The organism is Sphingobacterium spiritivorum (genome assembly GCF_016724845.1).
Classification (GTDB): Bacteria; Bacteroidota; Bacteroidia; order Sphingobacteriales; family Sphingobacteriaceae; genus Sphingobacterium; species Sphingobacterium spiritivorum_A.
Genome location: NZ_CP068082.1, coordinates 3606603 through 3627236 on the forward strand (window position 1 = coordinate 3606603; position 20634 = coordinate 3627236).

Below are 20634 nucleotides of genomic sequence, written 5' to 3' on the forward strand. Positions count from 1 at the left end.
TTGTAATACTATTGACTTAAAAAAATAATAATTATGCAAAAGATTGGTTCATTTATGGTTGTTATCGGCATTCTGGCGATAATACTTGGTTTCTTTAATTACGTACCTAAAATATTGATGTGGATCTACCAGTGGGGAGAGGGAGTGGCCTGGAGTATTAAAATCGGTCTTATAGTTTTAGGCGGACTATTGTATCTTTTGGCAGGAAAGAGCTCTGAGCAAGTAGAAAGTTCTTCTGCAGAGCAGAATGATGCCGCACAAAATTGATTGGTTTTATTGTTGTTTTTAAGGTTTTGCAGATATAAAGCCGGTCTTTATAATGCAATACTTCAATTAGAAATACGCCTTCGGGCGTATTTTTTTGTTATGCTATGTCTGATTCCCTACTTCATTATAATGAAGGTAACTTTCATTGGCAAAATCCCGGAAGTCAAAGATTTCAAAAACTATTTTCCCTATTATGTAGTGTAACCGGGATAGGATTTCTTGTTTTTCTCCTTTCAGAATCAATGTGAGTTTGGTACCATTGTGATCTGATTCAAAACCTGATTTCAGGAGATCATGTATTTGAAACTCATTCCAAACATGTTTTTCCAATAGTTTCTTAATATGAGGTATGGTGACTTTAAGTATTTTTCGGGAATATGTTATGTTGAGATGTATATTTTGCTGCTTGTTTAATATCAATTTTAAATCTTTAATACTATTTGCCAGCAGTTTTTCAAGTACCTGCTGAAATAGATCAGGATCCTGTTGAATGGGTTTGGAAACAGGTTGAAGTTTAAGTTTTTCAAGCTGTTCTTTTGATTTATGCAGGCTTTCTTCAAAGTATTCTTTAGCGTACACGAGCTTTTTATCTTTCAGAAGCTTTTCATAGAAGCGGATATTCCTTTGTGCATATTCTTTCTTCTCGTACAAATTATCTGTGAGCTTATACAAGGTACGAAGCCTTTGATTCAGACGACTTAAGGCCCGGCTATGGTAATAGGCTTCAAGGTATTCCATTTCTTTCACACAATTCTTAATGAGCTTTTGAAGTCTTTTCTTTTCGGCTTCATATTGGGAAATCAAAAGTTCAGGAGAATGTTCCATGTTATTTGTGATGTATTTTAGTCTCGGATTCGTTTGAATATATATGTATTTGTGCTTTCTGATTTTTTTAAGAAGTTGTCTGTAAAGTTGAGCATACCGTTACATTCATAGATAAGGAGTTTATCAACAGAAACAGATATTTCGCAATAGGGTGCATGATGATCATCATTTTCTGCAGGCATAATAAGTTTACCGCCTTTGATAAAGGCTTTATATGCATCTGTATTTTCAGCAAGAGATCTGTCTTTTATTGTTTCCATTCCTCCGGTCCAGTCATTAATCAGGACATAAGTTAAAGTGGAATCGTAGGAAATGCTTATGTTACGGTTGTTGGCATTGTCTCTCCATATACCCTCATATATCTTTTTTGAATTCGCTATATCAGTTTTATGCTGAGCATATGCAGTCTGCGAAATACAGACAAGTAATAAAAATATATATCGGATCCGAACGATCATGCTATCTACAGCTTTAGGGTCAATGTTTGACTAAAATTAATAAATTTTATTGGTCAATTGAAGGTTCTATTCTGAGCATAAGTGTTTTTTTAAATTGGGAAGGTCTAATGCGATGGGTCTTCCCTTTTTAATTTAACAACCACCTGATGATCACCGGCTTTCAATATAACAGTCTGTTTCTGATAATGATCTTTCTGAAAATTTAGTTTTACCATTTTGCTGGTGCCGATAAATCCGCTTCTTATTTCATAAAACTCAAACTGACCTATGGAATCTGTAAGGTATGGTATACTGCCCTTTCTGCTGTTGACAATTACATATTCAACCTCAGGAAGAGGTTTTCCTGTCTGAGCATCGGTTACAATTCCGCTGACCCTAACCATCATGTCACAGGATGACAGGGATAATGTCAGAAGAAGAGCTGTATAATATCTTTTCATAATGTAATGCATTGAATATATAAAAATACAGATATCGTTATACGTATACATCACTGTTTTTAGGGATATTGCAGTATGATTGTTGATGTTCAGAATAATCCGGATCTATTTTGGTTGTTGCTGTGTGACACAATGTACCATCCCGCCATTTGCAAATAAATTGCGACAGTCTATTCCGATAACTCTTCTTCCCGGATAAAGCTTTTGAATAATAGCATTGGCGACTGCATCATTAGGATCGTTATAGTTAGGTACGAGTACTACAGTGTTGCCAATGTAATAATTGATATAGGAAGCTTTTCCGACATTTTTACCATATGTCGTTGTTACATCATTTTTAGTAAGTGGTACATTTACAAAATTGTAAGGCCGACCATCCTTGTTAACGGCATTATATAATGTCGTGATGTCATGCTCCGGAACCTGCCAGTATAAAAGATCATCATCTGCCATTGTGATAATAGTAGACTTGTCGGCAAATCTGGCAAATCCGTCAATATGCATGTCCGTGATATCGAGTCCTGCTTCTCCCTCCAGCCAGATAAAATGTGTAGCGCCCAGATATTTGGTAAAGATAGTTTCAGCCTGTTGCTGTGTCATGCCGGGATTCCTGTTTTCATTGAGGATCGAGCTCTTACAGGCCATTAAAGTGCCGTTGCCATCAATCTCTATGCTTCCACCTTCATTGACCATCACCTCATTGAGATTGATAGTTTGTACATGTTGATTAGAGGTGAGTTGTGCCGGGATACGATCGCAATTTTCATACTCCGCTTTTTCTCCCCAACCATTGAATCCCCAGTCTTCAACGAGGAGTTTCCCATTGTCATCTTTTACATAGATCGGTCCATTGTCACGAATCCATACATCGTCGGTACGTGCTATTGTAAACTCCACATGAGTAAGAGAGACCTGGGCTTTCTTTAGTAATGCGCTGACTCTTTCCAGTTCGGTATTGTCATACACGATGATATGTACTTTTTCACTGTTTACAAGCGCTTTGGTCATAGCGACCCAGGTTTCATCCAGCCTGTCGCAGAAAGTCTTTCCATATTGGTATTCGTGTGGCCATTGCAGCCAGGTGCCTTCATGTAAAGCGGATTCTTCAGGCATTCGGTACAGGACTGTAGAATCAACAGGAGAAACCGGATTCGTCGTGCTGCTTTCTTTTGAGCAGGATAGAAATAGGGTGGATAAGATCATTAGTGTGATTGCCATTTTGTACATCATTAATGTTATAAATTTTGTTAAGGCAAAGCTACGAGCCTTACAAAACAGATTGTTGTCCAAAATTGACAACCTTATTTTTTTAATCTAAGGGTAACCATATGTAGGTTATCTGCTCTTCAACGGAGTCTGTGTTGTCCGGGTGTCTGGTATATTTTTCGATAACAGGGGTATGACTGAACCGGAGTCCTGCTGTCAGTATCCAGCCGGAATATATCTGGCTGTAGGTGTCTTCGATGGTTTCATATCTGCCATAATGGGTAAACTGTGCATATTTCCCTCCTCCAATTGTCTTGGAAGGGAGCCTGCTTGTCAACGACTGCAACGATGAGCAGGTATCGTATCTGCAGTTTAGATTTTCTCTGATAAGCGGTTCGTCAGCAACAATTCCATAAAAGTCATTTCCCTGTTCAGGAAATTCGTTTTGCAGGAATGTATCCCACTGTGATTCGATCTCTGTATCTATATAATTGATAAAGGAACTTCTGTAATAAACTGTTGTAGGACGGACATATATAATCTGCGGCTGGAGAATCTGTGTCGCTTCGACCGGTAAAATATCGGCTTTCATAAACAGGGGGGTCTTCCCGGCTCTGGCTTCCTTCGGAGAGATTAAAAAATGTTGTTTAAAGGCCTTTGAAAAAGATGCTACATTTGAAAATCCTACCTTTAAAGCAATTGCAGAAATACTATGATCGCTGTAGAGCAATATTTTATATGCATTTTCTACGCGCAACCTTTTCTGGTAAGCACCGATAGTTTCCCCACAGGTGTAGCGGAATATCCGCTGAATATTTCTGTATGAATAATGGGAAATATCTTCCAGCTGCTCAATAGAAATAAGCTGATCATAGTTTTTTTCTATAAAGCTCAATGTGTTATACACACAGTTTAGATTTGAAGAAATATCCTGTTTCATCCGGATTTTATATTATCTATCAAATATACCGGAATCAAACTGAGTTTTGAAATACCAGAATGTGCGCAATTATCTCCATATCATTGACCTATCTATGTAAACAAAATACGGTATTTGTTGTTCTAATTTCATTGAGATTTAATATCTGATAGCGTCTTTGTATAATATTACCTGATCATAAATCCAAGTATATGAAAGCGAAAAAAATATGGGCAAACTTTAGCGTTAAAGATGTAAACCGCACCCGCGAATTTTATACACATTTGGGTTTTACTGCCAATAAGTTTAGTAATAATCCTCAACTCGTCAGTTTTCTCTTCGGGGAAAATGACTTCGTTATTCATTTTTTTGAACAGGGCTCACAAATAGATACCTACCTGTCTCCTGAAATAAAAAACAGTGAGATTATATTCACACTTTCTGCTGAAACGGCATCGGAAGTGAAGGCGTGGTCGGATAGAGTTAAACAAGCCGGAGGTACTGTTTTTAATGAAATGAGCCGGGATGATTCTAGTTATTATGGTTTTACCTTTGCAGATCCTGACGGTCACAGGTTTAATATCCTGTTAATGGAGACGGGAATGTGACGACCTGCAGCCTCCCTGTTTATTTTGAAGTTTTATTCTTTCTTTGTTTTATAAATCTGTAGGAAAGAAAAATGAGCAGGGTAATAATACCTGCAACAGTAATATCCCATATCAGCGCATAGGCAGAGAATTGAGTTGACTCACCAATCATTCCTGTTGATAGGGACATTACATATACTGATTTCTGATAAATCATTAAAGGAAATCCAAATGAAAGGCTGCCGTCATTGTGTGTGTCATCATGGTAGCTGAGCAGGCATATGCCAACAAAGACAAGCAATGTAGTTATACTGTGTTGTATGATTTTGTTAATCCTTTTCATTTTTGATGTACTATTTAAAAATAGCCGATTTTATTTATATATCTGTAAAAAGCACCTGCCGTATGTAATTTGAAATTAATTCGTTTGCGATAATTGTTTTTATTTGATTTTTTAACTACCAGTAATTTGTTGTTTTTTTTAAGCCAGTAAAAAATAATTTGTAACTTTCGTGTAATCACACTTGATTAGGGGTTAATATATGTTCGATTCCTAAATTTTGTTTTTCGCAATTTATTGCCTTTTTTTTGCAGATAATCTTGTTGGTTGAATAGAATTATATTCTAAGGATGGAATCTTTTAGTTTCATAGGGTTCGTAAATCTTAATGAAATGTTATTGAATGCAAAATCGTGAGTACAAAAATTGAACACACTAATTCACACTATACATTAATTAAAAAACCAAAAATTTATGAAAAAAAGACGAATCAACCCGGGTTTTATTCTTGTCAGTTGTGTCTGTATCACGACGTTGTTTATGACGGCTTGTCAAAAAAATATCTTACAACCGAAGCTGGATTTAGAGTTGACTACCGCTGGTATTCCCAGTTCCGGAGCCGTACCGCAGGGTATGGAACTTTTCTGGCAGGATGAATTTAATGCCGGGCAACTAGACCGAACCAAATGGTTTACGGATTACTATTCAACATGTGACGGACCAGTTTGGAATGTTGTACTGAATTCACGCCCCCAACCTATTATGAATTTCACAGACAGTTCTATTATTCTATTGGGAGATGGTCGCATTTCTTCTATTCAGACATACGACTGGGGGAGCGATCAGAATAAACTGGATAATAGCCATGGCGGTTATTTTGAAGTTCGGGTGAAAAGGGGTAAGATAGACCCCAATGGACAGAATCCCAATACAGCTTTTTGGCTGGATGCTCCGGGTCCTGATGCGAAACGCTATATGGAGACTGGGAATACAGCTTTTGGAGCGACAGGTATAAGGCCCCGGGGTCAACTGTTTGAAATTGATGTGTTTGAGCTTTTAAATGCGCAATTCGTAATGCATGGAAATGTCTCGTCAACAGGATCATTTCAAGGAAATCTCGTAACTCATGTTGCTAACGGGTACACTCATATTGATAACTGGGTTACTCATGGCGTATTATGGGGGCCAGGCATCGTGAGTCATTACATTAATGGAAATCATATCAAAACTTACAGTAATAAAAGCAACATATATCCCCCTAATCATTTTATGAATGTACTTCTGGGAGCTTATCATAACGGAAAGATGGAAGTTGATTACATCAGAGGATATCGCTGGCCGCTTACAGGAGGTAATGAACTACCCAATCCGGGCTTCGATATAAATACAAATATGCTGCCTTGGGAAGGTACAGCAACATTAAGTACGACCACAAAATATTCAGGCACAGCCGCTGCAAGATTAGCTGCCGGACAGTATATCACACAATATGTTTACTTAGACAATAATACCAATTATCAGTTAAAATACTGGTTACAGGGAGTCGGTGATATGGTGGTCAGAGCAGAGAATATTACACCTGTAGTGGGGACCGCAACCAGTACATTTACAAAAGCATCAACAGCAGGATCTACATTTGTCAATGATGTCATGGATCTGAAAACAGAACCGATGTACGGTACTGATCTGAAGATCGTGAAACTCACTTTTACAAATATTGGTTCCAGTGTGATTACATTGGATAATATAGCACTTACTAAAGGTGGAAACGGCGGAATGAATAGTACAGGATACTGTTCTGCTTCAGGTGGAACGGCGGTTACTTCTGATCGTTATATTTCTTCGTTAAGCACTATAAATGCCATCCGTAATATCTCATACACAAATAATGTCAAGCCAGTCAATGGGTATAATTACTATTCGGCAGACAGCATTATTGTCTCACCTGGGGGATCATTTACCCTAAAAATGAATAATACCCCTGATACAAAATGGTCAAGAGTCAAAGTATATGTGGACTGGAATGGCAACGGTGACTTTGTGAGTGCAGGTGAAGATGTGTTAGCGCTAGGTAATGCATCACAGGATAATAGTTCTACTGTACTTAATGTCAGCAGTAATATAACTGTGCCGGCAACAGCAAAAGTGGGGAAAACACGTATGCGTGTTCGCTTTTACGACGCCTGGAATTCAGATCCGGGACCCTGCGGAGATGTAAATTATACGACTACACAGGATTTTGTAATATCTGTAAAAGGAGCAGAATATTGTACGGCCTCAGGTGGAATAAATGCAGCGGATCGTTATATTACTTCACTAAGTACTACAAATGCTGTCCGTAATATAGCCTATATAAACAACGTACAACCGGCTAACGGATACAATTATTATTCTGCTGACAGTATTGTGGTTTCAAAAGGAACTTCTTTCACATTAAAAATGAATAATACATCTAATACTAAATGGTCCCGGATCAAGGTATATGTAGACTGGAATGGCAATGGCGATTTTATCAGTGTCGGAGAGACTGTACTATCACTTGGTAATGCATCTCAGGACAATAGTGCAACTGTACTCAATATCAGCAGTAATATAACTGTACCATCAACAGCAAAAACCGGAAAGACCCGTATGCGTGTTCGCTTTTATGATGCCTGGAATGTTGATCCCGGTCCATGTGGTCAGGTGGATAGAACAACGACCCAGGATTTTATAATATCTGTTAGGAATCCATAATTAACATTACGACCTGCTGATAGATATATCCTGGGTTTTATCAGCAGGTTCTTATTATATTCTTTACACTGTATGAGTAATCAAACTGACCAACATCCTAATGATTCTTATCTGTACCTTTTTATAAAATAAAATAAAAGAGAATAGAATACTAAAAATATAGTTTACCCAACCAGCCGTATTCAGAAAGGTAGAAGCGAGTGTAAAAGATAGATTTCAGATCTTTTAAACAATATTCTTAAGGTAAACTGTAAGATCTGTCTCCGAATCCAGGTTAAACTTCTGTTTGAGACGATACTTAGTCATACGTACACTTTTGGGCTCTACATTGAGCAAATGGGCAATTTGTTTGGTTTCCATGCCAAGGTAGAGATAAGCACAATATTTAAAATCAAGATTTGTCAGTTTATGACTGGCTCTTTCATTGAGATTCTTAAAAAAATCCGGATGCAGCTCCTGTAAACTGAATTTGGCCTTTTCAAATTCGTGGTCCATACGGTACTCTTCTTTGACTACCTGCCGGATATTAATATCTTTATCGGATAATCTGTTTTCCAGTTGTTGAAGTACTTCGTTTTTATGCTGTAAATGAAGTTGATTTGCCAGTGCTTCGCGCTGAAGTTGCTGTTGTTTCAATGTAAGCAGTTCCTGTTCTGCTTTTAGTCTTGCTTTCTCTTCTTGCTCCAGTTTAAACTGAATTTCTGCCTCATGTTTTTCGGTGATCAGTTTTTTCTCACTTTCTAACGAAAAACGCAGTTTGAAATGATAGGAACGAAACATAAAAAATGCTCCAATTAATCCAATGACACCTAATCCTATATACAGTAATTTTTCACGCTTAAGGCTTGCGGTCTTCTCTGTTAATGTCTGAAATTCTGCTTCTCTTTTTTGCGCCTGATACTGTGCTTCCAGTTTTTTTGCGGTAGCAGCCTGATTTTCATTATACAGCAGGCTGTTGTATTCCGTTGTTTTGGATTGATATTCATAAGCTTTCCGGAAGTTTTTCTGATCCGCATACAGCTTTGCCAGATCGCTTACAATATTCAGCAGTGTATAATAATAAACGGGTCTTTGAGTCACCGCAATAGCTTCTGCCTTAAGTAAATACTGTTCGGAGAGCAGCACATTGTTGTCTTTCATAGCCAGATTGCTCAAAATACCAAGAGCACCTGCCTGAAGAGGCTGACTGTTGGATATTTGCCGGGTAAGTTGGAGTATTTCATTAGAGGCGCTTTCAATTTCCCTGCGAACTGCAGGCTTTATAACCGGGTACATCAGATTATAATTAGCCAGGTTCAGTAAAGATAAAGAATAGGTATAATCCGAAATATGTCCCGGAAAACGATGGTATAGTGCTACCGCCTTTTGACACATTTCAATCACAGCATCCAGATCTTTGATATCTCCTGTTTTCTCATATTTATATGCATAGCATACTGCTAATGCAGAGTATGCTGAGCTCAACATATTTTTATGCCCGGACATTTCAGAGAGCGCTATTGCTTTTTTTGCATATAAGGTTGCATTTTCTGCATCGTTCCATTCTGAATAAATTCCTTATAAAATATAATTGAGTTTGGCCTTTAGCAGAACTTCATCAGGCTGTTTTTCTATTTCGGGTAATAGGACCTGAGTCAGTTTTATGGCATTCTCATATTCTCCCAGTGTGTTGTAATAATATATGCGGAGATAGCTGGCATAAAGCTTTGCTATTGGAGTACCGGCTCTCTTTGCGGCTCTCTCCGCTGCATCCAGATCCGTCTGAAACTTATCATATTCTGATTTATTGAGTGTAATTACTCCTTTTTGGACCAGCGCTTTTACTTGTTCTGTCTCATTACTTGTATTCTTTGCTAAGAGGAGTTGCTGCTGTACAGTTGTTTCTGCTAAAGGATAATTGTCATTTATCCGGTACAGCTCAATAAGTTCGTTGTAAATTCTGAATTTTTCGGTAACAGAAACAGCATTCCCTTTCAACCTGTTTTGCAGGCTGTCTGTCAGCAGATTTTGTGCAGTACAGTAGGTCCCCGCACAAAGTACAATTATAAATAGAAAACAAAACCTGATTTTCATGCTGTTAAAGTACAAAAATTGTAGACACACAGCAATGATTTGCGCAGGTTTCGAAATAATCAGTTGATATTTAATTTGTTGATCTTTAGGTTGTTGTTTTATTCTGTAGTCGTTTTGTAGTTGCCTGTTTTTGTTGTAGTAGCTGTTTTGTAGGAATTCCAAAACAAATTTTTTGTCGGAATAGGTGCAACTTTGACTCAACGAATTTCAAAACAGAATTTAAACGTAATCAAATACATTATTATGGACAACAAAACAATTTCAATCCTATCGTACATTACTTTAATCGGATGGCTGATCGCTTATTTTGCAGGGAAAGAAAAGGCAGACGATTCTGCAAGGTATCATTTGAAACAGGGACTTGGCTTGATCGTTTTTTCTTTCGCATTGAGTATTGTACTGCAGATCTTCATGAGTATTACGCATATCTATGCGTTAAGCTATATCAGTGTTATTTCACTGGTACTTCTTATTATCGGAGCGATCAATGCTTCAAACGGGGCTAAAAAACCACTTCCGTTTATTGGTAGTTTCTTTGAAAATAAATTCGCTTTTATCGGATAAACCTTTCTTTAAGGAGAAATCTGAGCAGGTAAAACCGGATTAAGGAAGCTTTCAGACAGATTCAGTTTTATAAATGGATGTTTCAGCAGTGTAGTGATTGACTCAAACAGCCAGACCATTATCCGGCAATCGGGACTGTTTTTATCCCAGGAAGCAGTTCCTTTTGCGGATATTGAAAATTCTAATTCATGAAGCAGTTTCTGGATAAACAGATCTTGTACATCAGGAAATATCATAAAAACAGTATAATAATGCAAGCATACAAGTATCTCATACAGGACGGTAATAGTTATAAACTGAAAAGTTTTATTTCTTTTTTTCATATTATTATCGTAGCCTGGTGGCTTATCGGAGCAGCAATAATTATCTATAGCGACCACTTCAAAACAGGTGTCAGCATTATAGTTTTAACTTCGCTGATGCTGGTACTGGTATTAATAAGACTATCCAAAACCAGAATATTTCCTCAGGAGAGAAAGTTTAAAATTGATACAGGAGTAAGGGGACAGGCCCCTTTGCTCTATAGCTTTTCGGAGATTGAAAGGTTAGAAATATATGTTATAAAATGGATTTTCGGAATACCGATCCACGTCACTTTGTATGTGAGATTCAGATCTGCTGATAAAACGAGGCGCTTTGAGCTGGCCTCTTCACTAAGTAAGAAAAAGATACAGCAACTGTACAACGAACTGGAAGAAGTCTTAAATCAATAAAAACAGCGTAGAAAAAATGATGAGAATATATTCTGTAATAGTTATGCTGAATAAATAGTTATGCTGAATAATAAGTAATGAGCATCAGAGATAAACTTAGATTTGAGGATACATCTGACAGTATCTCCCTGCAGCCTAACCGCAGAATTGTATCCTCATTGTTGTGTTATGCTGTAGCAGTTATGATAACTGTTGTCGTGCTGAATTTGTTTGTACAGCAACTTGGGGATGGCGGCAGGATCTTATGTTTATCCATAATCATCTATTTTATACTTCATGGCTTATATGATATACTTTTTCGTTTGCATGTGCGGTACATTTTTGACAGATACAATCGGGTTGTCTATCGCGAAAACCCTCCTTTTGGCAGACGAAAGCTGATGAAGTTTGATGAGGCTGTGATTTTTATAAATGCAGATTCGGGATGCTGGCATTATAGTCTGGGTATTAAAAAGAAACAGTTTTTAAAGAATTATAAAATCAGTCCGAATTATAGTAAACGAAAGGTCTGTGAAAGAGAGTCAATGGAATTTGAAGAAGAAATATTAGACCCATTAATGCATTTACTGGAATCCTAAAAACAACAAAATCCTATATTAGTCCTAAATTGCTGTTTTTTATTGTTGTAAGATTATAATCCATTTGATATACGCTTTTAACTTTGTGCTGTGAGTAAAATAAAGAGAATAACTCCGACAGATTTCATAGGGCAGTTTATGTCAGAAATGTCGACTGAATTTGCGATTTTAAGAACGCCTATTCAGATACACGATATAGCAAAAACATCAGGTTTTATTAAAGTGCCTACACCGTTACACAGGCCGGAATTCAATTTTATTGTTCATATTACCAGAGGAAGCGCCAAACAGCAGGTAGATGCTAATCTGGTATCCCTGAAAGAAAATGAGATCTTGTTTGTCAGACAGGGGAATGTAACCTCTTTAAGAGAGGTGAGTCCGGATGCTTCAGGATTTATGATTCTATTTGAAGATCAGACGCTTAATCAGCTGTTATCCAAACAGGAACTTATTAAGCTTTTTTCAGCCAATGTGGTTGTTCAGTTACCGGAGGAAAGCAGTGTATGGCTTAACTCATTATTTGAGTTGTTGAGTACCGAGCTTTATCACCCCAATCCAAATCTGGGAATCTGCTATTCACTTTTTCAGGCAGGACTGCAGAAGATATTTACTTCCAGTAAGGAGTTGAATAAAAATATGAACCGAAGTGCTGAGGTTACTTTTAATTTTAAGGAACTGGTATACAAGCACTATCTGGAACATAAGACCATCAGATTTTATGCCGCTACGCTATCTGTATCTGAAAACTACCTCCATAGATGTGTAAGTGAAACTATCGGTGAAAGTCCGAAAGAATGGATCAACAAAGTAAGTATCCTGCAAAGCCAGCTGTTATTGCAGGATCTGACCAAAAGCATTTCCGAAATTGCTTTTGAACTCAATTATGGTGACCCCAGCTATTTTGGACGCCTCTTTAAAAAAATAACCGGAGTAACTCCATCGGAATATCGGATTGCTTTTATGCAGGATTTGTCCGAGTAAAACGTGATTTCGTTTTAAAGCACTGTTAGTTTTCAGGCCATCTTTGTATTAATAAATTCAAAGAAAAATGAAAACATTAATAGTTATTAAAAACGGTGATAGCGGCAGCAGGCTTTCGGTCACCCCTCATGGTAAGTATAAAGCGTTGATCAAATGTGCACGTCTGTATTTGGTCGCTTTATTTTCTATCTTCTTTATAAATAACAGTTACAGCCAGCTTATTCAGGATATTGGTGGAATTGCAGTTACGAGTCATAATAAAGCTGATTTTAAAGATTTTCCTTCCGAAAGTTTAAGTTCAGCAAACAAGTTTCAACTGAATACCTATGATGCATGGTTGTCGGTTCCTCCTGTTAATATTGGTAAAACAAGCATTTTTACTAACCTTAATTATCGGTTGATGGACTTCAATTATGATGACAATACGATCGCTGATCCAAATCGTATCGGAAGGATTCAGGAAATTAAATCAACCATAATTATCCAACACCCCATTTCGCGTAAATGGTCTGTCATGGCGATAGCTATGCCAACCCTTGCTGGAGAAAAGTCCGTCTCGTTTGATGATCTGATTTTGGACGGTATACTTGGGGTATCCAAAAAATTTGGTTCTGAATCAAATCTTGAGATAGGATTTGGCGTTCATGCACTGTATTCTTTCGGAGAGACATTGATTACGCCGGGAATAACTGTTGATTATCGCAGTACTAACAATAAATGGTTGGCACAATTTTACTGGCCCCGGTTAAATGTGCTTTATAATGTAAGTTCGAATACGCAGGTCGGTTTGGCAGGCTCCATAGACTGGACACGGTTTAACCTGAAAAATTATCGCGGTTATAACGACAGAGAGATAGATTATGCTCAGTTCTCCACGATTCATGGCGGATTGCAGATACATCAACGGCTGATAGGAGGGCTCTGGTTGCAGGCACAGGGAGGAATGGGACTTTTGAACAGTTACGAACTGTACGACACTAACCAAAAAACTGTGAATAAGTTCTCTATTTCTAATATGGCATACGGAAAAGCAGCATTGACTTATCGTATTGGTAGGAGATAAATAATTTAAATCCATTAAAATAATCCATTGAAAATCATGAAAACAACAATTTTTACAGCTCTTCTCCTGTGTGCTTCAGTTATGGCGAGGGCGCAACAGGCAAAATTGAGTATCAATGTTATGAATGTTGAACCGGGTAAAGGCACGGTCGTATTGAATATTTATGATAAAAAAGAAGATTTCCTGAAGAAAGTCTTCCTGAGTAAAACACTTAAAGCAGATGATTCAAACCTGACATTCGTTATTGATTTGCCCAAGAAAGGTATCTACGCCATTACTGTTTTTCAGGATAAGGATGACAATAAGAAATTAAAACAAGATTGGTTTGGTATTCCGCAGGAACCTGTTGGCTATGGAAATAATTTCAAACCATCTGCAAAACCCGGTTTTAAGGATTGCTCGATAACGGTAGACCGTGATCATGTGATTCAAACGATTAAACTTTATTAAATACTATTCCGAACCGGATTACGGCTCAATTCAGAAAGTTTTCCGGTTCTTATAAAATAATACATTATGAGAAATAGAGATTATCTTCCTTCCGCTTTCAATTTACGTGAATTGGTCGCTGCGGCTGTACCTTCTTATGTATTCCCGGCACTGATGTCTTTTTTGTCTGGTTATTTTCTTCAAAAAACAGAACTTATGAGGGCAAGCTATACGACTATAGGTCTGTCTTCCTTATTGTCAACGCTATTGAGCTTTATTATACTGTGGCAATTTGAGTCGAGACAGATCTTAGCGCAAAACAAACTGATAAGATCCCTTCTCGTTGTCTTTTTGATGATCAGCCTGGGGATATTTTGTACATCCCTACTCAACCTGCCATCGGAATGTTTTAACATCACGTTTTCAGCTTTCCTGGGAGCAGTCATATTAACGACCCGTCAACACGTGAAAAATTATAAAGATGAAAAAAATTAGACCAACTATAGTTGTTTTTGGATGCACAGGTACAGTTGGAAGTGAAGTGATGCATCAATTAACAGAGCATGACTGCATAGTAAGAGGGGTGCTCAGACATCCTGAACGGACATATCCAGTACGGACAGACTCCCGGACTTCAAATATAACGTATGTAAGCGCTGACCTGAATTCAATAGAACAGCTTCAAAAAGCTTGTATCGGAGCAGATGCTTTGTTTCTCCTGACAGCAACATCACCACATCAGGTGCAATATGAAATAAATATAATAGATGCAGCCAAACAAAGCGGCGTCAAAAGGATAGTGAAGTTGTCTGCTCCGGTCGTTCAGCCGGCTGCTCATGTCGAGGTGAGTCAGTGGCATAGTATAATTGATGATTACCTTGTGCAGAACATGGATGAATTCTGTTGCCTGAGACCCCATTCGTTTATGCAGAATTGGGAACGCAATACATTTACCATTCAATATTTTGGTAAAATTTACGGAGCATTAGGAGAGGCGAAGAGAAATTATATTGATAGCAGAGATGTGGCAACGGTAGCGATCCATTATTTGTTAACCTCGGAACAAGTAAAGGAGAAATCCGTTATTCTGGCAGGCCCTCAGGCTATTACTAATATAGAAATAGCCGGCAAATTGTCTCTTGTAACCGGACGTAAAATCGAATATGTAAATATTACACCGGATGAATTCTTTAGTCAGTTAACCAGAAAAGCAAAATTGCCTGAATGGTTAGCCAGCCATATTGTAGAACTGGATAATCTGGCTCTTCATATTCCGGAACCTGAGTGCGATACGATCACCAACTTAATTTTAAGAAAACCTCGTATTATGGATGAATACCTCCAGGAATACAGACATCTTTTTAAAAGAAAACCTTTCTGGAAGTTGTTGATATAAATAAGAAAAGCTCAATCTTAAGATTGAGCTTTTCTTATTTAAAACTCTAACCGGCAATCCCAGGCTTTCAGATAATTGATTTGAAGTGATTTATTAAAAGCAACTTAAAGAATGAAAATATGAATTGATTTACGATACATATTGTATCTTTCGTAACAAAAAGACTAACCCGGATCATTTGACCAACTGCCTGTGATTTTGAAGAACCGGTTTCTGAACTTTGCAACGTTTTTACGTTTTTTGACGTCATATAGTAAAATGTAATACCTGATATGAAGTCCTCAAATTATCATGTAATGAAAAATTTAGTCAAAACCAATATACTGTCTATACTACTGCTACCAGTCTGTATTCTGATTACGCATATTAGTAAAGCACAAAAAATTACTCATTATGAAGGTAACGTTTCTTTAGATTCTCTAAAAAGTATCAATGCTGCTTTTAATATCAGTTATCTGAATGGAGATAAAAATGAGCTTGACTTCTATCTCAATAAGAATGCGGATATTAAACAGCTCCGGTTCGGGAACAAGTCTGTAGAATATACAATTGAAGGTGTTGTAGAAGATCTGAAAAAGGTCCGTATTAAAAACACATTTCCCAAAAAATTTGTCCTGAATATCGTATATACATATCCTCTGGACAAGATTGAGAGTAAAATATTTACTTATAATCCCAACTGGATCGAATTAAGCCTTTATACAGGTTGGTTTCCTGTAAATATTGATGACAAAAACTACTCGTATCAGTTGAATTTTAAAGTCCCCGAAAATTACGATATTATTGGCAATGGAGTGGTTAGAAAAAAGGGCTTAAATACCATAATTACCAATACCAGCAATCACTTTGACATTCCTGTTGTACTTTCCGGAAAGTTCCAGAGATTCAGTACCCGTAATAATAAAATAGAATTTTTCAGTGTACAGCTTCCTGCTGAAAAGATTGAGGAAATTCAGGAAACGTCCCTTGAAATGTACAATTTTTATGAAAGCAGATTTGGCAAAAGTGCCACCGACAACCTCATTGTGACAGTAAATCCCTTTGGGCATGATATGTCTTATGCAAGAAGAGGATTTATTTCATTATCATTACTGGATAATTATGGTCTTGTCGATAGAAAAGTCCTGGCACACGAAATAGCACACCTATGGTGGCAAAATGCAAAGACTGGTGTCTGGGAAGACTGGCTAAATGAATCTTTTGCAGAATTTTCCACTTTGAAATGGATGGAGAAAACGCTCTCCGATGAAATATTTCAGAAACAACTGAAAAAATATGAAGATGCATACAAAAAGCCTGTAAAAGTTTCAAAGACGAAAACGGGAGATACTGACTGGCACTCGGTTGCTTATTTTAAAGGACCCTATATGTTATATCAATTGGAAAAAAATATTGGAGAGGAAAAAATGCTGCAATTCTTGAAGAAGGTCTACAAAGACAAAATCTCCACCACAGAAAAATTAATAGAATTGTTAAAACACTATGCTGATGAAAAGTCCGTGAAAATATTAGAAAATGAAATCTATTAAATACCATAACTGAAAACGGTTGTTTCAGTCTCATGGATCAGAAAGGGTCGGAGATCACTAAATGATAAGGTATGACCAGATAAAAGCACGGGCTGTAGCAACATAATTGATAGTAAATTACTAATTATATGGGTTCTAGAATCCACAAGATTCATCTCAGAAATTAAATGCTTTAAAGACTAGCTACCAATCTATCCTCAACAAAAACAAATGGCAACAGGCTTTTAATTCCGTTAACTTTCAAAACTTCACCATTAAGACAATAAAACAACACCTGAATAGGTCTGTTCTGTTTCATTTCAAATTCGGCCATTACCTGTAGGCAGGCTCCGCAAGAAGTTATGGGTTTGGTAATTTCAAAAGCATTTGTTTGAGCAGTAATAGCCATACTTTCTATTACTCCATCAGGATGCATTACTCCAATTGAAAAAAGCGCAACCCGCTCGGCACATAACCCTGAGGGATAAGCTACATTTTCCTGATTACTGCCTAAAAAAGTCTCACCTGATTCAAGCTTAATGGCTGTACCTACTCTAAATTTGGAATAAGGAGAGTAAGAACTTTCCAGCGCCTTCTCGGCCATCTCACATAAATTTTTGTCTATTTCGCTTAACTCTTCAATATTGGCGTAATGCTCGTAAGTTATATTTAAATCGATCGATCTCATCTTAATGTCTTTACTAAAATATCCCCGATAATTTTAATATCGGGCAAACAAATTAGGGTAATTTATTGGATTATTCAAATAAATATGATGTTATACTAGATTTTGATTGCCCGGCTACTGAAATATATAGATGTGTAGGTAAGCTGATGAAACCCGAGCTAAAGAGTGTTTGGGTTTTGTAAATACTTAAATATGAGTATTGTGTCTGCATTATTGTTATATTTATTCAGATGAAGATGTCCGTAAAATAATAGTGAAACAGATGAAAAATAAAGATCGGGTAATCAACAGAATCGGCTGGGTAACACAAATAAAATCCACTCCGCCATTAACGGAGGAATATATCCAAAGGCAATACTGTTTCTTTGAAAATCAGGTACATTTTCTGCAGGACAATGGTTTTACTACTTGCACTACTTTGAAAGCCGGTGAAAAGGCTACTGATGATTCACAAATAACCGTTGGAGACCTCACTCCACTAGGACTGAAATTTTTCAGACCATGGACTGCACGCTATAACAGAAATAAAGACAAGGATAAGGCCGCCGATGATCTGAGTTTTATTAATAAAAAACTGACGGATTTTATAAAAACGAATGGCGTTAAATAGGGTACGAGGATAAATAGAATGAAAGAAAAAAATACTGATGATTTCCGTTCTGTGGTTGCCGAATTTGGGAACCTTATTAACGACTTTGGTTTCTCTTGTCCTGAGAAGCTGTGGTATCCTAATCTTATTTCCTTGAGCAAAAATGTAAAGGATATTTATTATTGTTATGTTATAGCCCGTGTGTATAAAACTGACGGCTCTTTAGAAACGACATTATGGGTAGGTCCGATAAACAGACCGGACGATGGTTTAGAGAACCTATCCGCAAATATCAAAATACAGATCGGTTACACTCAGGTATCGGATCCGCTATTTTTTCGAAATTGTGAATCTAGAATTATCACACTTATTGAAAGGGACATTCTGAAAACTCTTTTGAAGGATGTCCAAAATGAGCTAAACCATCCTTCAATAAAGAACGTCGATATGAGGTTTATACGCAGTATCTTCTTCCTTTCTTTTTAAAAGTCAGAGAAGCTGGCGGTAACGATAAAAGTGTAATGAAGGATAAGAAAAAATGTCAGGCTTTGATCGAAAATGAATTTGCAACTCTCTCCTCAGATAAAAAAGTATTTTTCGATCAGCTAGGGCTTAAAGCTACACAGGATAAGATCTGGGAACTGTGTTATATTTATTCCCTCTAAACCTGTACCAACGCTTCGGTACAGTCATTTCATGTAAAGGAAACAGCACGGAGAAGTCGGTTTAGAGGTTTTGGAGATATTATTTTTTCCTGTTCAGACTAATCAAATTATTTATTGAGTCCACAATTTTATAGTTGATTCCAACCCTTCTTTCGAATACTGATACTATTAAACAAGAAAAGCTAATCGCAAGATTAACTTTTCTTTTGGTTAACTCCTTGGTTGTAACATCGAACCAATTTTTTATGGATTTAGCGTGTGTTTTGAATTTATGTTATTGATTAATAGTGATTTGTTATTTATTATGCAGGTTTATATCCTGTTGACGATTTTTAAAATGTATTCTCTAATCTTTTGTTTTAGATTTCGGGATATTTTTTATTTGAAGATTTGTTTTTTTTGCTGTATAATGTATGATAACTGCACTTAAAATCATCAAAACAGAAGCCAAGAAAAAAGGAGCCCCTGAAAATTTAAACGGAGCTTTATCGTGGGTAAAATAGTAAAAAAGATGGGTCATAATAGGCGGCCCAATAATTGAAGTTGCACTTATCAGACTTGTTAATGCTCCCTGAAGTTCACCCTGCTGATTGGAAGAAATACTTTTGCTAATCATCGACTGAAGTGAAGGCCCGCAGATGCCACCCAATGAATAAGGAATAAGAAACATCAGCATCATCCAACCTTCATTTGCAAAAGAAAATAGTAATAAACCTAGTGCGTAAAAAATCAATCCGGAATATATGCTTGTTTGCTCACCTAATTTAGGTGCTGTCCATCTTATTAAAACACCTTGAACAAATCCCAGCAGAAGCCCAAGTACCCCTAACGATAAACCTACGGTTCTTTCTGACCAATTAAATTGATACATCGTAAAGAAATGCCAGTTACTTTGTACAGCTTGAAGCCCGATATATACTAATATTAAAGCAATCACTAAACTCGAAATTTTTGGATGCTTTGCTAAAAACTTCAGTGATCCGATGGGATTTGCACGTCTCCAATCAAAGGGTCGCCTTTTGTTTTGATCCAAGCTCTCAGGAAGAATGAAATACCCATATAGAAAGTTCAATAAACATAAAACAGATGCCACATAAAAGGGAATTCTGGCGCCATAGTGGCCTAGTAGCCCTCCAATTACTGGTCCTATAATGAATCCCAAACCAAATGCAGCACCGATTAATCCAAAATTCTTAGTTCTGGTCTCATCCGTAGACACATCGGCAATATAAGCACTTGCCGTTGAGATACTGGCTCCAGTGAGCCCCGCAATGATTCGCCCGGCAAATAACCAACCCAAAGAAGGGGCTACTGCAAGTAACAGGTAATCTAATGCAAATCCCAGGAGCGAAATTAATAGGATAGGACGTCTTCCGTACTGGTCACTAAGATTGCCGACGATTGGTGAAAATATGAACTGAGTGAAAGCATAAGCAAAACCCAACCAACCCCCATAGGTCGCCGCTTCAGTAATATCACTATGAATAAGCTCTCCAATAAGTTTAGGGACTACAGGAAGTATAATTCCCCAACCTGTAATATCAATCAGCAAAGTGATAAATATAAAGCCAACTGCTGCTTTTTTACCTGTTTTTTTCATGCTGTAAAACTAAACAGAGATAAAAACAAAGGATTGACAATTTAATGGAGTTTAAGTACAATTTGAAAGC

The 20634-nt window shown here is 37.2% G+C and carries 26 protein-coding genes; 15 read left to right on the plus strand and 11 right to left on the minus strand.

The window, feature by feature from the left end; all coding sequences use genetic code 11:
• The first annotated feature begins 33 nt into the window (after window positions 1–33).
• Complete coding sequence (locus I6J03_RS15245; protein WP_003004767.1) at window positions 34–267, plus strand: hypothetical protein; 234 nt, start codon at window positions 34–36, stop codon at window positions 265–267.
• Window positions 268–369: 102 nt separating this feature from the next.
• Here I6J03_RS15245 and I6J03_RS15250 read toward each other — a convergent pair whose 3' ends face one another.
• The 5 genes from I6J03_RS15250 to I6J03_RS15270 form a co-directional block, all read right to left on the minus strand.
• Window positions 370–1092 (minus strand): hypothetical protein, encoded by a 723-nt coding sequence (locus tag I6J03_RS15250; RefSeq protein WP_003004763.1) that lies wholly within the window; start codon window positions 1090–1092, stop codon window positions 370–372.
• Between the two features lie 17 nt (window positions 1093–1109).
• Window positions 1110–1550: a hypothetical protein gene (locus tag I6J03_RS15255; protein WP_003004760.1), complete on the minus strand. Its 441-nt coding sequence runs from the start codon at window positions 1548–1550 to the stop codon at window positions 1110–1112.
• A gap of 104 nt (window positions 1551–1654) precedes the next feature.
• Complete coding sequence (locus I6J03_RS15260; RefSeq protein ID WP_232279643.1) at window positions 1655–1990, minus strand: carboxypeptidase-like regulatory domain-containing protein; 336 nt, start codon at window positions 1988–1990, stop codon at window positions 1655–1657.
• Window positions 1991–2095: 105 nt separating this feature from the next.
• Window positions 2096–3208 carry an agmatine deiminase family protein gene (locus I6J03_RS15265; RefSeq protein ID WP_232279642.1) on the minus strand — a complete coding sequence of 371 codons (1113 nt, stop codon included), beginning with the start codon at window positions 3206–3208 and terminating at the stop codon, window positions 2096–2098.
• A 91-nt stretch (window positions 3209–3299) separates the two neighbouring features.
• Complete coding sequence (locus tag I6J03_RS15270) at window positions 3300–4136, minus strand: AraC family transcriptional regulator (protein WP_003004747.1); 837 nt, start codon at window positions 4134–4136, stop codon at window positions 3300–3302.
• A gap of 191 nt (window positions 4137–4327) precedes the next feature.
• Here I6J03_RS15270 and I6J03_RS15275 point away from each other — a divergent pair, with 191 nt between their 5' ends.
• The gene (locus I6J03_RS15275) at window positions 4328–4723 is read left to right on the plus strand and encodes a VOC family protein (protein ID WP_003004744.1); all 396 of its coding nucleotides are present in this window, start codon (window positions 4328–4330) and stop codon (window positions 4721–4723) included.
• A gap of 19 nt (window positions 4724–4742) precedes the next feature.
• Here the strand turns inward: I6J03_RS15275 and I6J03_RS15280 are convergent, their stop codons facing one another.
• Window positions 4743–5045, minus strand: a complete 303-nt coding sequence (locus I6J03_RS15280; protein WP_003004741.1) for a hypothetical protein — start codon at window positions 5043–5045, stop codon at window positions 4743–4745.
• A gap of 410 nt (window positions 5046–5455) precedes the next feature.
• On the opposite strand from I6J03_RS15280, the gene I6J03_RS15285 reads away from it, so the two are divergent.
• Complete coding sequence (locus I6J03_RS15285; RefSeq protein ID WP_157600395.1) at window positions 5456–7717, plus strand: glycoside hydrolase family 16 protein; 2262 nt, start codon at window positions 5456–5458, stop codon at window positions 7715–7717.
• Between the two features lie 225 nt (window positions 7718–7942).
• Here the strand turns inward: I6J03_RS15285 and I6J03_RS15290 are convergent, their stop codons facing one another.
• A complete protein-coding gene (locus I6J03_RS15290) occupies window positions 7943–9184 on the minus strand; it encodes a helix-turn-helix transcriptional regulator (protein ID WP_198137089.1) in 1242 nt (413 codons plus the stop codon).
• Between the two features lie 90 nt (window positions 9185–9274).
• Window positions 9275–9790 carry a hypothetical protein gene (locus I6J03_RS15295; protein ID WP_198137088.1) on the minus strand — a complete coding sequence of 172 codons (516 nt, stop codon included), beginning with the start codon at window positions 9788–9790 and terminating at the stop codon, window positions 9275–9277.
• 243 nt (window positions 9791–10033) lie between these two features.
• On the opposite strand from I6J03_RS15295, the gene I6J03_RS15300 reads away from it, so the two are divergent.
• Complete coding sequence (locus I6J03_RS15300; protein ID WP_003004728.1) at window positions 10034–10354, plus strand: DUF4870 domain-containing protein; 321 nt, start codon at window positions 10034–10036, stop codon at window positions 10352–10354.
• An 8-nt stretch (window positions 10355–10362) separates the two neighbouring features.
• On the opposite strand, the gene I6J03_RS15305 is transcribed toward I6J03_RS15300, so the two are convergent.
• Entirely contained in the window at window positions 10363–10590 is a 228-nt protein-coding gene (locus I6J03_RS15305) for a hypothetical protein (RefSeq protein ID WP_039989625.1), read from the minus strand.
• Between the two features lie 15 nt (window positions 10591–10605).
• On the opposite strand from I6J03_RS15305, the gene I6J03_RS15310 reads away from it, so the two are divergent.
• The 8 genes from I6J03_RS15310 (at window position 10606) to I6J03_RS15345 (ending at window position 17043) form a co-directional block, all read left to right on the plus strand.
• Window positions 10606–11067, plus strand: coding sequence for a hypothetical protein (locus I6J03_RS15310; protein ID WP_157600394.1), 462 nt, complete (start codon window positions 10606–10608; stop codon window positions 11065–11067).
• A gap of 77 nt (window positions 11068–11144) precedes the next feature.
• Window positions 11145–11645, plus strand: coding sequence for a hypothetical protein (locus I6J03_RS15315; RefSeq protein WP_003004722.1), 501 nt, complete (start codon window positions 11145–11147; stop codon window positions 11643–11645).
• A 90-nt stretch (window positions 11646–11735) separates the two neighbouring features.
• Window positions 11736–12626, plus strand: coding sequence for a helix-turn-helix domain-containing protein (locus I6J03_RS15320; protein ID WP_003004719.1), 891 nt, complete (start codon window positions 11736–11738; stop codon window positions 12624–12626).
• A gap of 67 nt (window positions 12627–12693) precedes the next feature.
• Window positions 12694–13689, plus strand: coding sequence for a DUF6268 family outer membrane beta-barrel protein (locus I6J03_RS15325; protein ID WP_003004715.1), 996 nt, complete (start codon window positions 12694–12696; stop codon window positions 13687–13689).
• A 36-nt stretch (window positions 13690–13725) separates the two neighbouring features.
• Window positions 13726–14139, plus strand: coding sequence for a DUF2141 domain-containing protein (locus tag I6J03_RS15330; protein WP_039989623.1), 414 nt, complete (start codon window positions 13726–13728; stop codon window positions 14137–14139).
• A gap of 66 nt (window positions 14140–14205) precedes the next feature.
• On the plus strand, window positions 14206–14613 hold the full coding sequence (locus tag I6J03_RS15335) for a hypothetical protein (RefSeq protein ID WP_003004709.1): 408 nt from the start codon (window positions 14206–14208) through the stop codon (window positions 14611–14613).
• Window positions 14600–15514, plus strand: a complete 915-nt coding sequence (locus I6J03_RS15340) for an NmrA family NAD(P)-binding protein (RefSeq protein ID WP_003004706.1) — start codon at window positions 14600–14602, stop codon at window positions 15512–15514. The genes I6J03_RS15335 and I6J03_RS15340 overlap by 14 nt, the downstream gene beginning before the upstream one ends.
• 296 nt (window positions 15515–15810) lie before the next feature.
• Window positions 15811–17043, plus strand: a complete 1233-nt coding sequence (locus tag I6J03_RS15345) for a M1 family aminopeptidase (RefSeq protein WP_003004705.1) — start codon at window positions 15811–15813, stop codon at window positions 17041–17043.
• 172 nt (window positions 17044–17215) lie between these two features.
• Here the strand turns inward: I6J03_RS15345 and I6J03_RS15350 are convergent, their stop codons facing one another.
• The gene (locus I6J03_RS15350; protein WP_003004702.1) at window positions 17216–17710 is read right to left on the minus strand and encodes a cytidine deaminase; all 495 of its coding nucleotides are present in this window, start codon (window positions 17708–17710) and stop codon (window positions 17216–17218) included.
• Between the two features lie 262 nt (window positions 17711–17972).
• On the opposite strand from I6J03_RS15350, the gene I6J03_RS15355 reads away from it, so the two are divergent.
• From I6J03_RS15355 to I6J03_RS22765, 3 genes are read left to right on the plus strand one after another with little or no spacing between them, the layout of a single operon-like run.
• The gene (locus tag I6J03_RS15355) at window positions 17973–18320 is read left to right on the plus strand and encodes a hypothetical protein (protein ID WP_039989788.1); all 348 of its coding nucleotides are present in this window, start codon (window positions 17973–17975) and stop codon (window positions 18318–18320) included.
• 18 nt (window positions 18321–18338) lie between these two features.
• The gene (locus I6J03_RS15360) at window positions 18339–18785 is read left to right on the plus strand and encodes an Imm25 family immunity protein (protein ID WP_003004697.1); all 447 of its coding nucleotides are present in this window, start codon (window positions 18339–18341) and stop codon (window positions 18783–18785) included.
• Window positions 18786–18820: 35 nt separating this feature from the next.
• On the plus strand, window positions 18821–18964 hold the full coding sequence (locus I6J03_RS22765; RefSeq protein WP_003004693.1) for a hypothetical protein: 144 nt from the start codon (window positions 18821–18823) through the stop codon (window positions 18962–18964).
• Between the two features lie 346 nt (window positions 18965–19310).
• Here the strand turns inward: I6J03_RS22765 and I6J03_RS15365 are convergent, their stop codons facing one another.
• Window positions 19311–20564: a TCR/Tet family MFS transporter gene (locus I6J03_RS15365; RefSeq protein ID WP_201693794.1), complete on the minus strand. Its 1254-nt coding sequence runs from the start codon at window positions 20562–20564 to the stop codon at window positions 19311–19313.
• Between the last annotated feature and the right edge of the window lie 70 nt (window positions 20565–20634).

Coding starts and splice junctions, on each gene's coding strand:
- I6J03_RS15285 (WP_157600395.1), top strand. CDS start 5,456: ATGAAAAAAAGACGAATCAACCCGGGTTTTATTCTTGTCAGTTGTGTC.
- I6J03_RS15315 (WP_003004722.1), top strand. CDS start 11,145: ATGAGCATCAGAGATAAACTTAGATTTGAGGATACATCTGACAGTATC.
- I6J03_RS15245 (WP_003004767.1), top strand. CDS start 34: ATGCAAAAGATTGGTTCATTTATGGTTGTTATCGGCATTCTGGCGATA.
- I6J03_RS15300 (WP_003004728.1), top strand. CDS start 10,034: ATGGACAACAAAACAATTTCAATCCTATCGTACATTACTTTAATCGGA.
- I6J03_RS15355 (WP_039989788.1), top strand. CDS start 17,973: ATGAAAAATAAAGATCGGGTAATCAACAGAATCGGCTGGGTAACACAA.
- I6J03_RS15270 (WP_003004747.1), bottom strand. CDS start 4,136: ATGAAACAGGATATTTCTTCAAATCTAAACTGTGTGTATAACACATTG.
- I6J03_RS15250 (WP_003004763.1), bottom strand. CDS start 1,092: ATGGAACATTCTCCTGAACTTTTGATTTCCCAATATGAAGCCGAAAAG.
- I6J03_RS15280 (WP_003004741.1), bottom strand. CDS start 5,045: ATGAAAAGGATTAACAAAATCATACAACACAGTATAACTACATTGCTT.
- I6J03_RS15330 (WP_039989623.1), top strand. CDS start 13,726: ATGAAAACAACAATTTTTACAGCTCTTCTCCTGTGTGCTTCAGTTATG.
- I6J03_RS15260 (WP_232279643.1), bottom strand. CDS start 1,990: ATGAAAAGATATTATACAGCTCTTCTTCTGACATTATCCCTGTCATCC.
- I6J03_RS15360 (WP_003004697.1), top strand. CDS start 18,339: ATGAAAGAAAAAAATACTGATGATTTCCGTTCTGTGGTTGCCGAATTT.
- I6J03_RS15365 (WP_201693794.1), bottom strand. CDS start 20,564: ATGAAAAAAACAGGTAAAAAAGCAGCAGTTGGCTTTATATTTATCACT.
- I6J03_RS15265 (WP_232279642.1), bottom strand. CDS start 3,208: ATGGCAATCACACTAATGATCTTATCCACCCTATTTCTATCCTGCTCA.
- I6J03_RS15310 (WP_157600394.1), top strand. CDS start 10,606: ATGCAAGCATACAAGTATCTCATACAGGACGGTAATAGTTATAAACTG.
- I6J03_RS15345 (WP_003004705.1), top strand. CDS start 15,811: ATGAAAAATTTAGTCAAAACCAATATACTGTCTATACTACTGCTACCA.
- I6J03_RS15325 (WP_003004715.1), top strand. CDS start 12,694: ATGAAAACATTAATAGTTATTAAAAACGGTGATAGCGGCAGCAGGCTT.
- I6J03_RS15290 (WP_198137089.1), bottom strand. CDS start 9,184: ATGTTGAGCTCAGCATACTCTGCATTAGCAGTATGCTATGCATATAAA.
- I6J03_RS15295 (WP_198137088.1), bottom strand. CDS start 9,790: ATGAAAATCAGGTTTTGTTTTCTATTTATAATTGTACTTTGTGCGGGG.
- I6J03_RS15275 (WP_003004744.1), top strand. CDS start 4,328: ATGAAAGCGAAAAAAATATGGGCAAACTTTAGCGTTAAAGATGTAAAC.
- I6J03_RS15350 (WP_003004702.1), bottom strand. CDS start 17,710: ATGAGATCGATCGATTTAAATATAACTTACGAGCATTACGCCAATATT.
- I6J03_RS15305 (WP_039989625.1), bottom strand. CDS start 10,590: ATGATATTTCCTGATGTACAAGATCTGTTTATCCAGAAACTGCTTCAT.
- I6J03_RS15255 (WP_003004760.1), bottom strand. CDS start 1,550: ATGATCGTTCGGATCCGATATATATTTTTATTACTTGTCTGTATTTCG.
- I6J03_RS22765 (WP_003004693.1), top strand. CDS start 18,821: ATGAAGGATAAGAAAAAATGTCAGGCTTTGATCGAAAATGAATTTGCA.
- I6J03_RS15335 (WP_003004709.1), top strand. CDS start 14,206: ATGAGAAATAGAGATTATCTTCCTTCCGCTTTCAATTTACGTGAATTG.
- I6J03_RS15340 (WP_003004706.1), top strand. CDS start 14,600: ATGAAAAAAATTAGACCAACTATAGTTGTTTTTGGATGCACAGGTACA.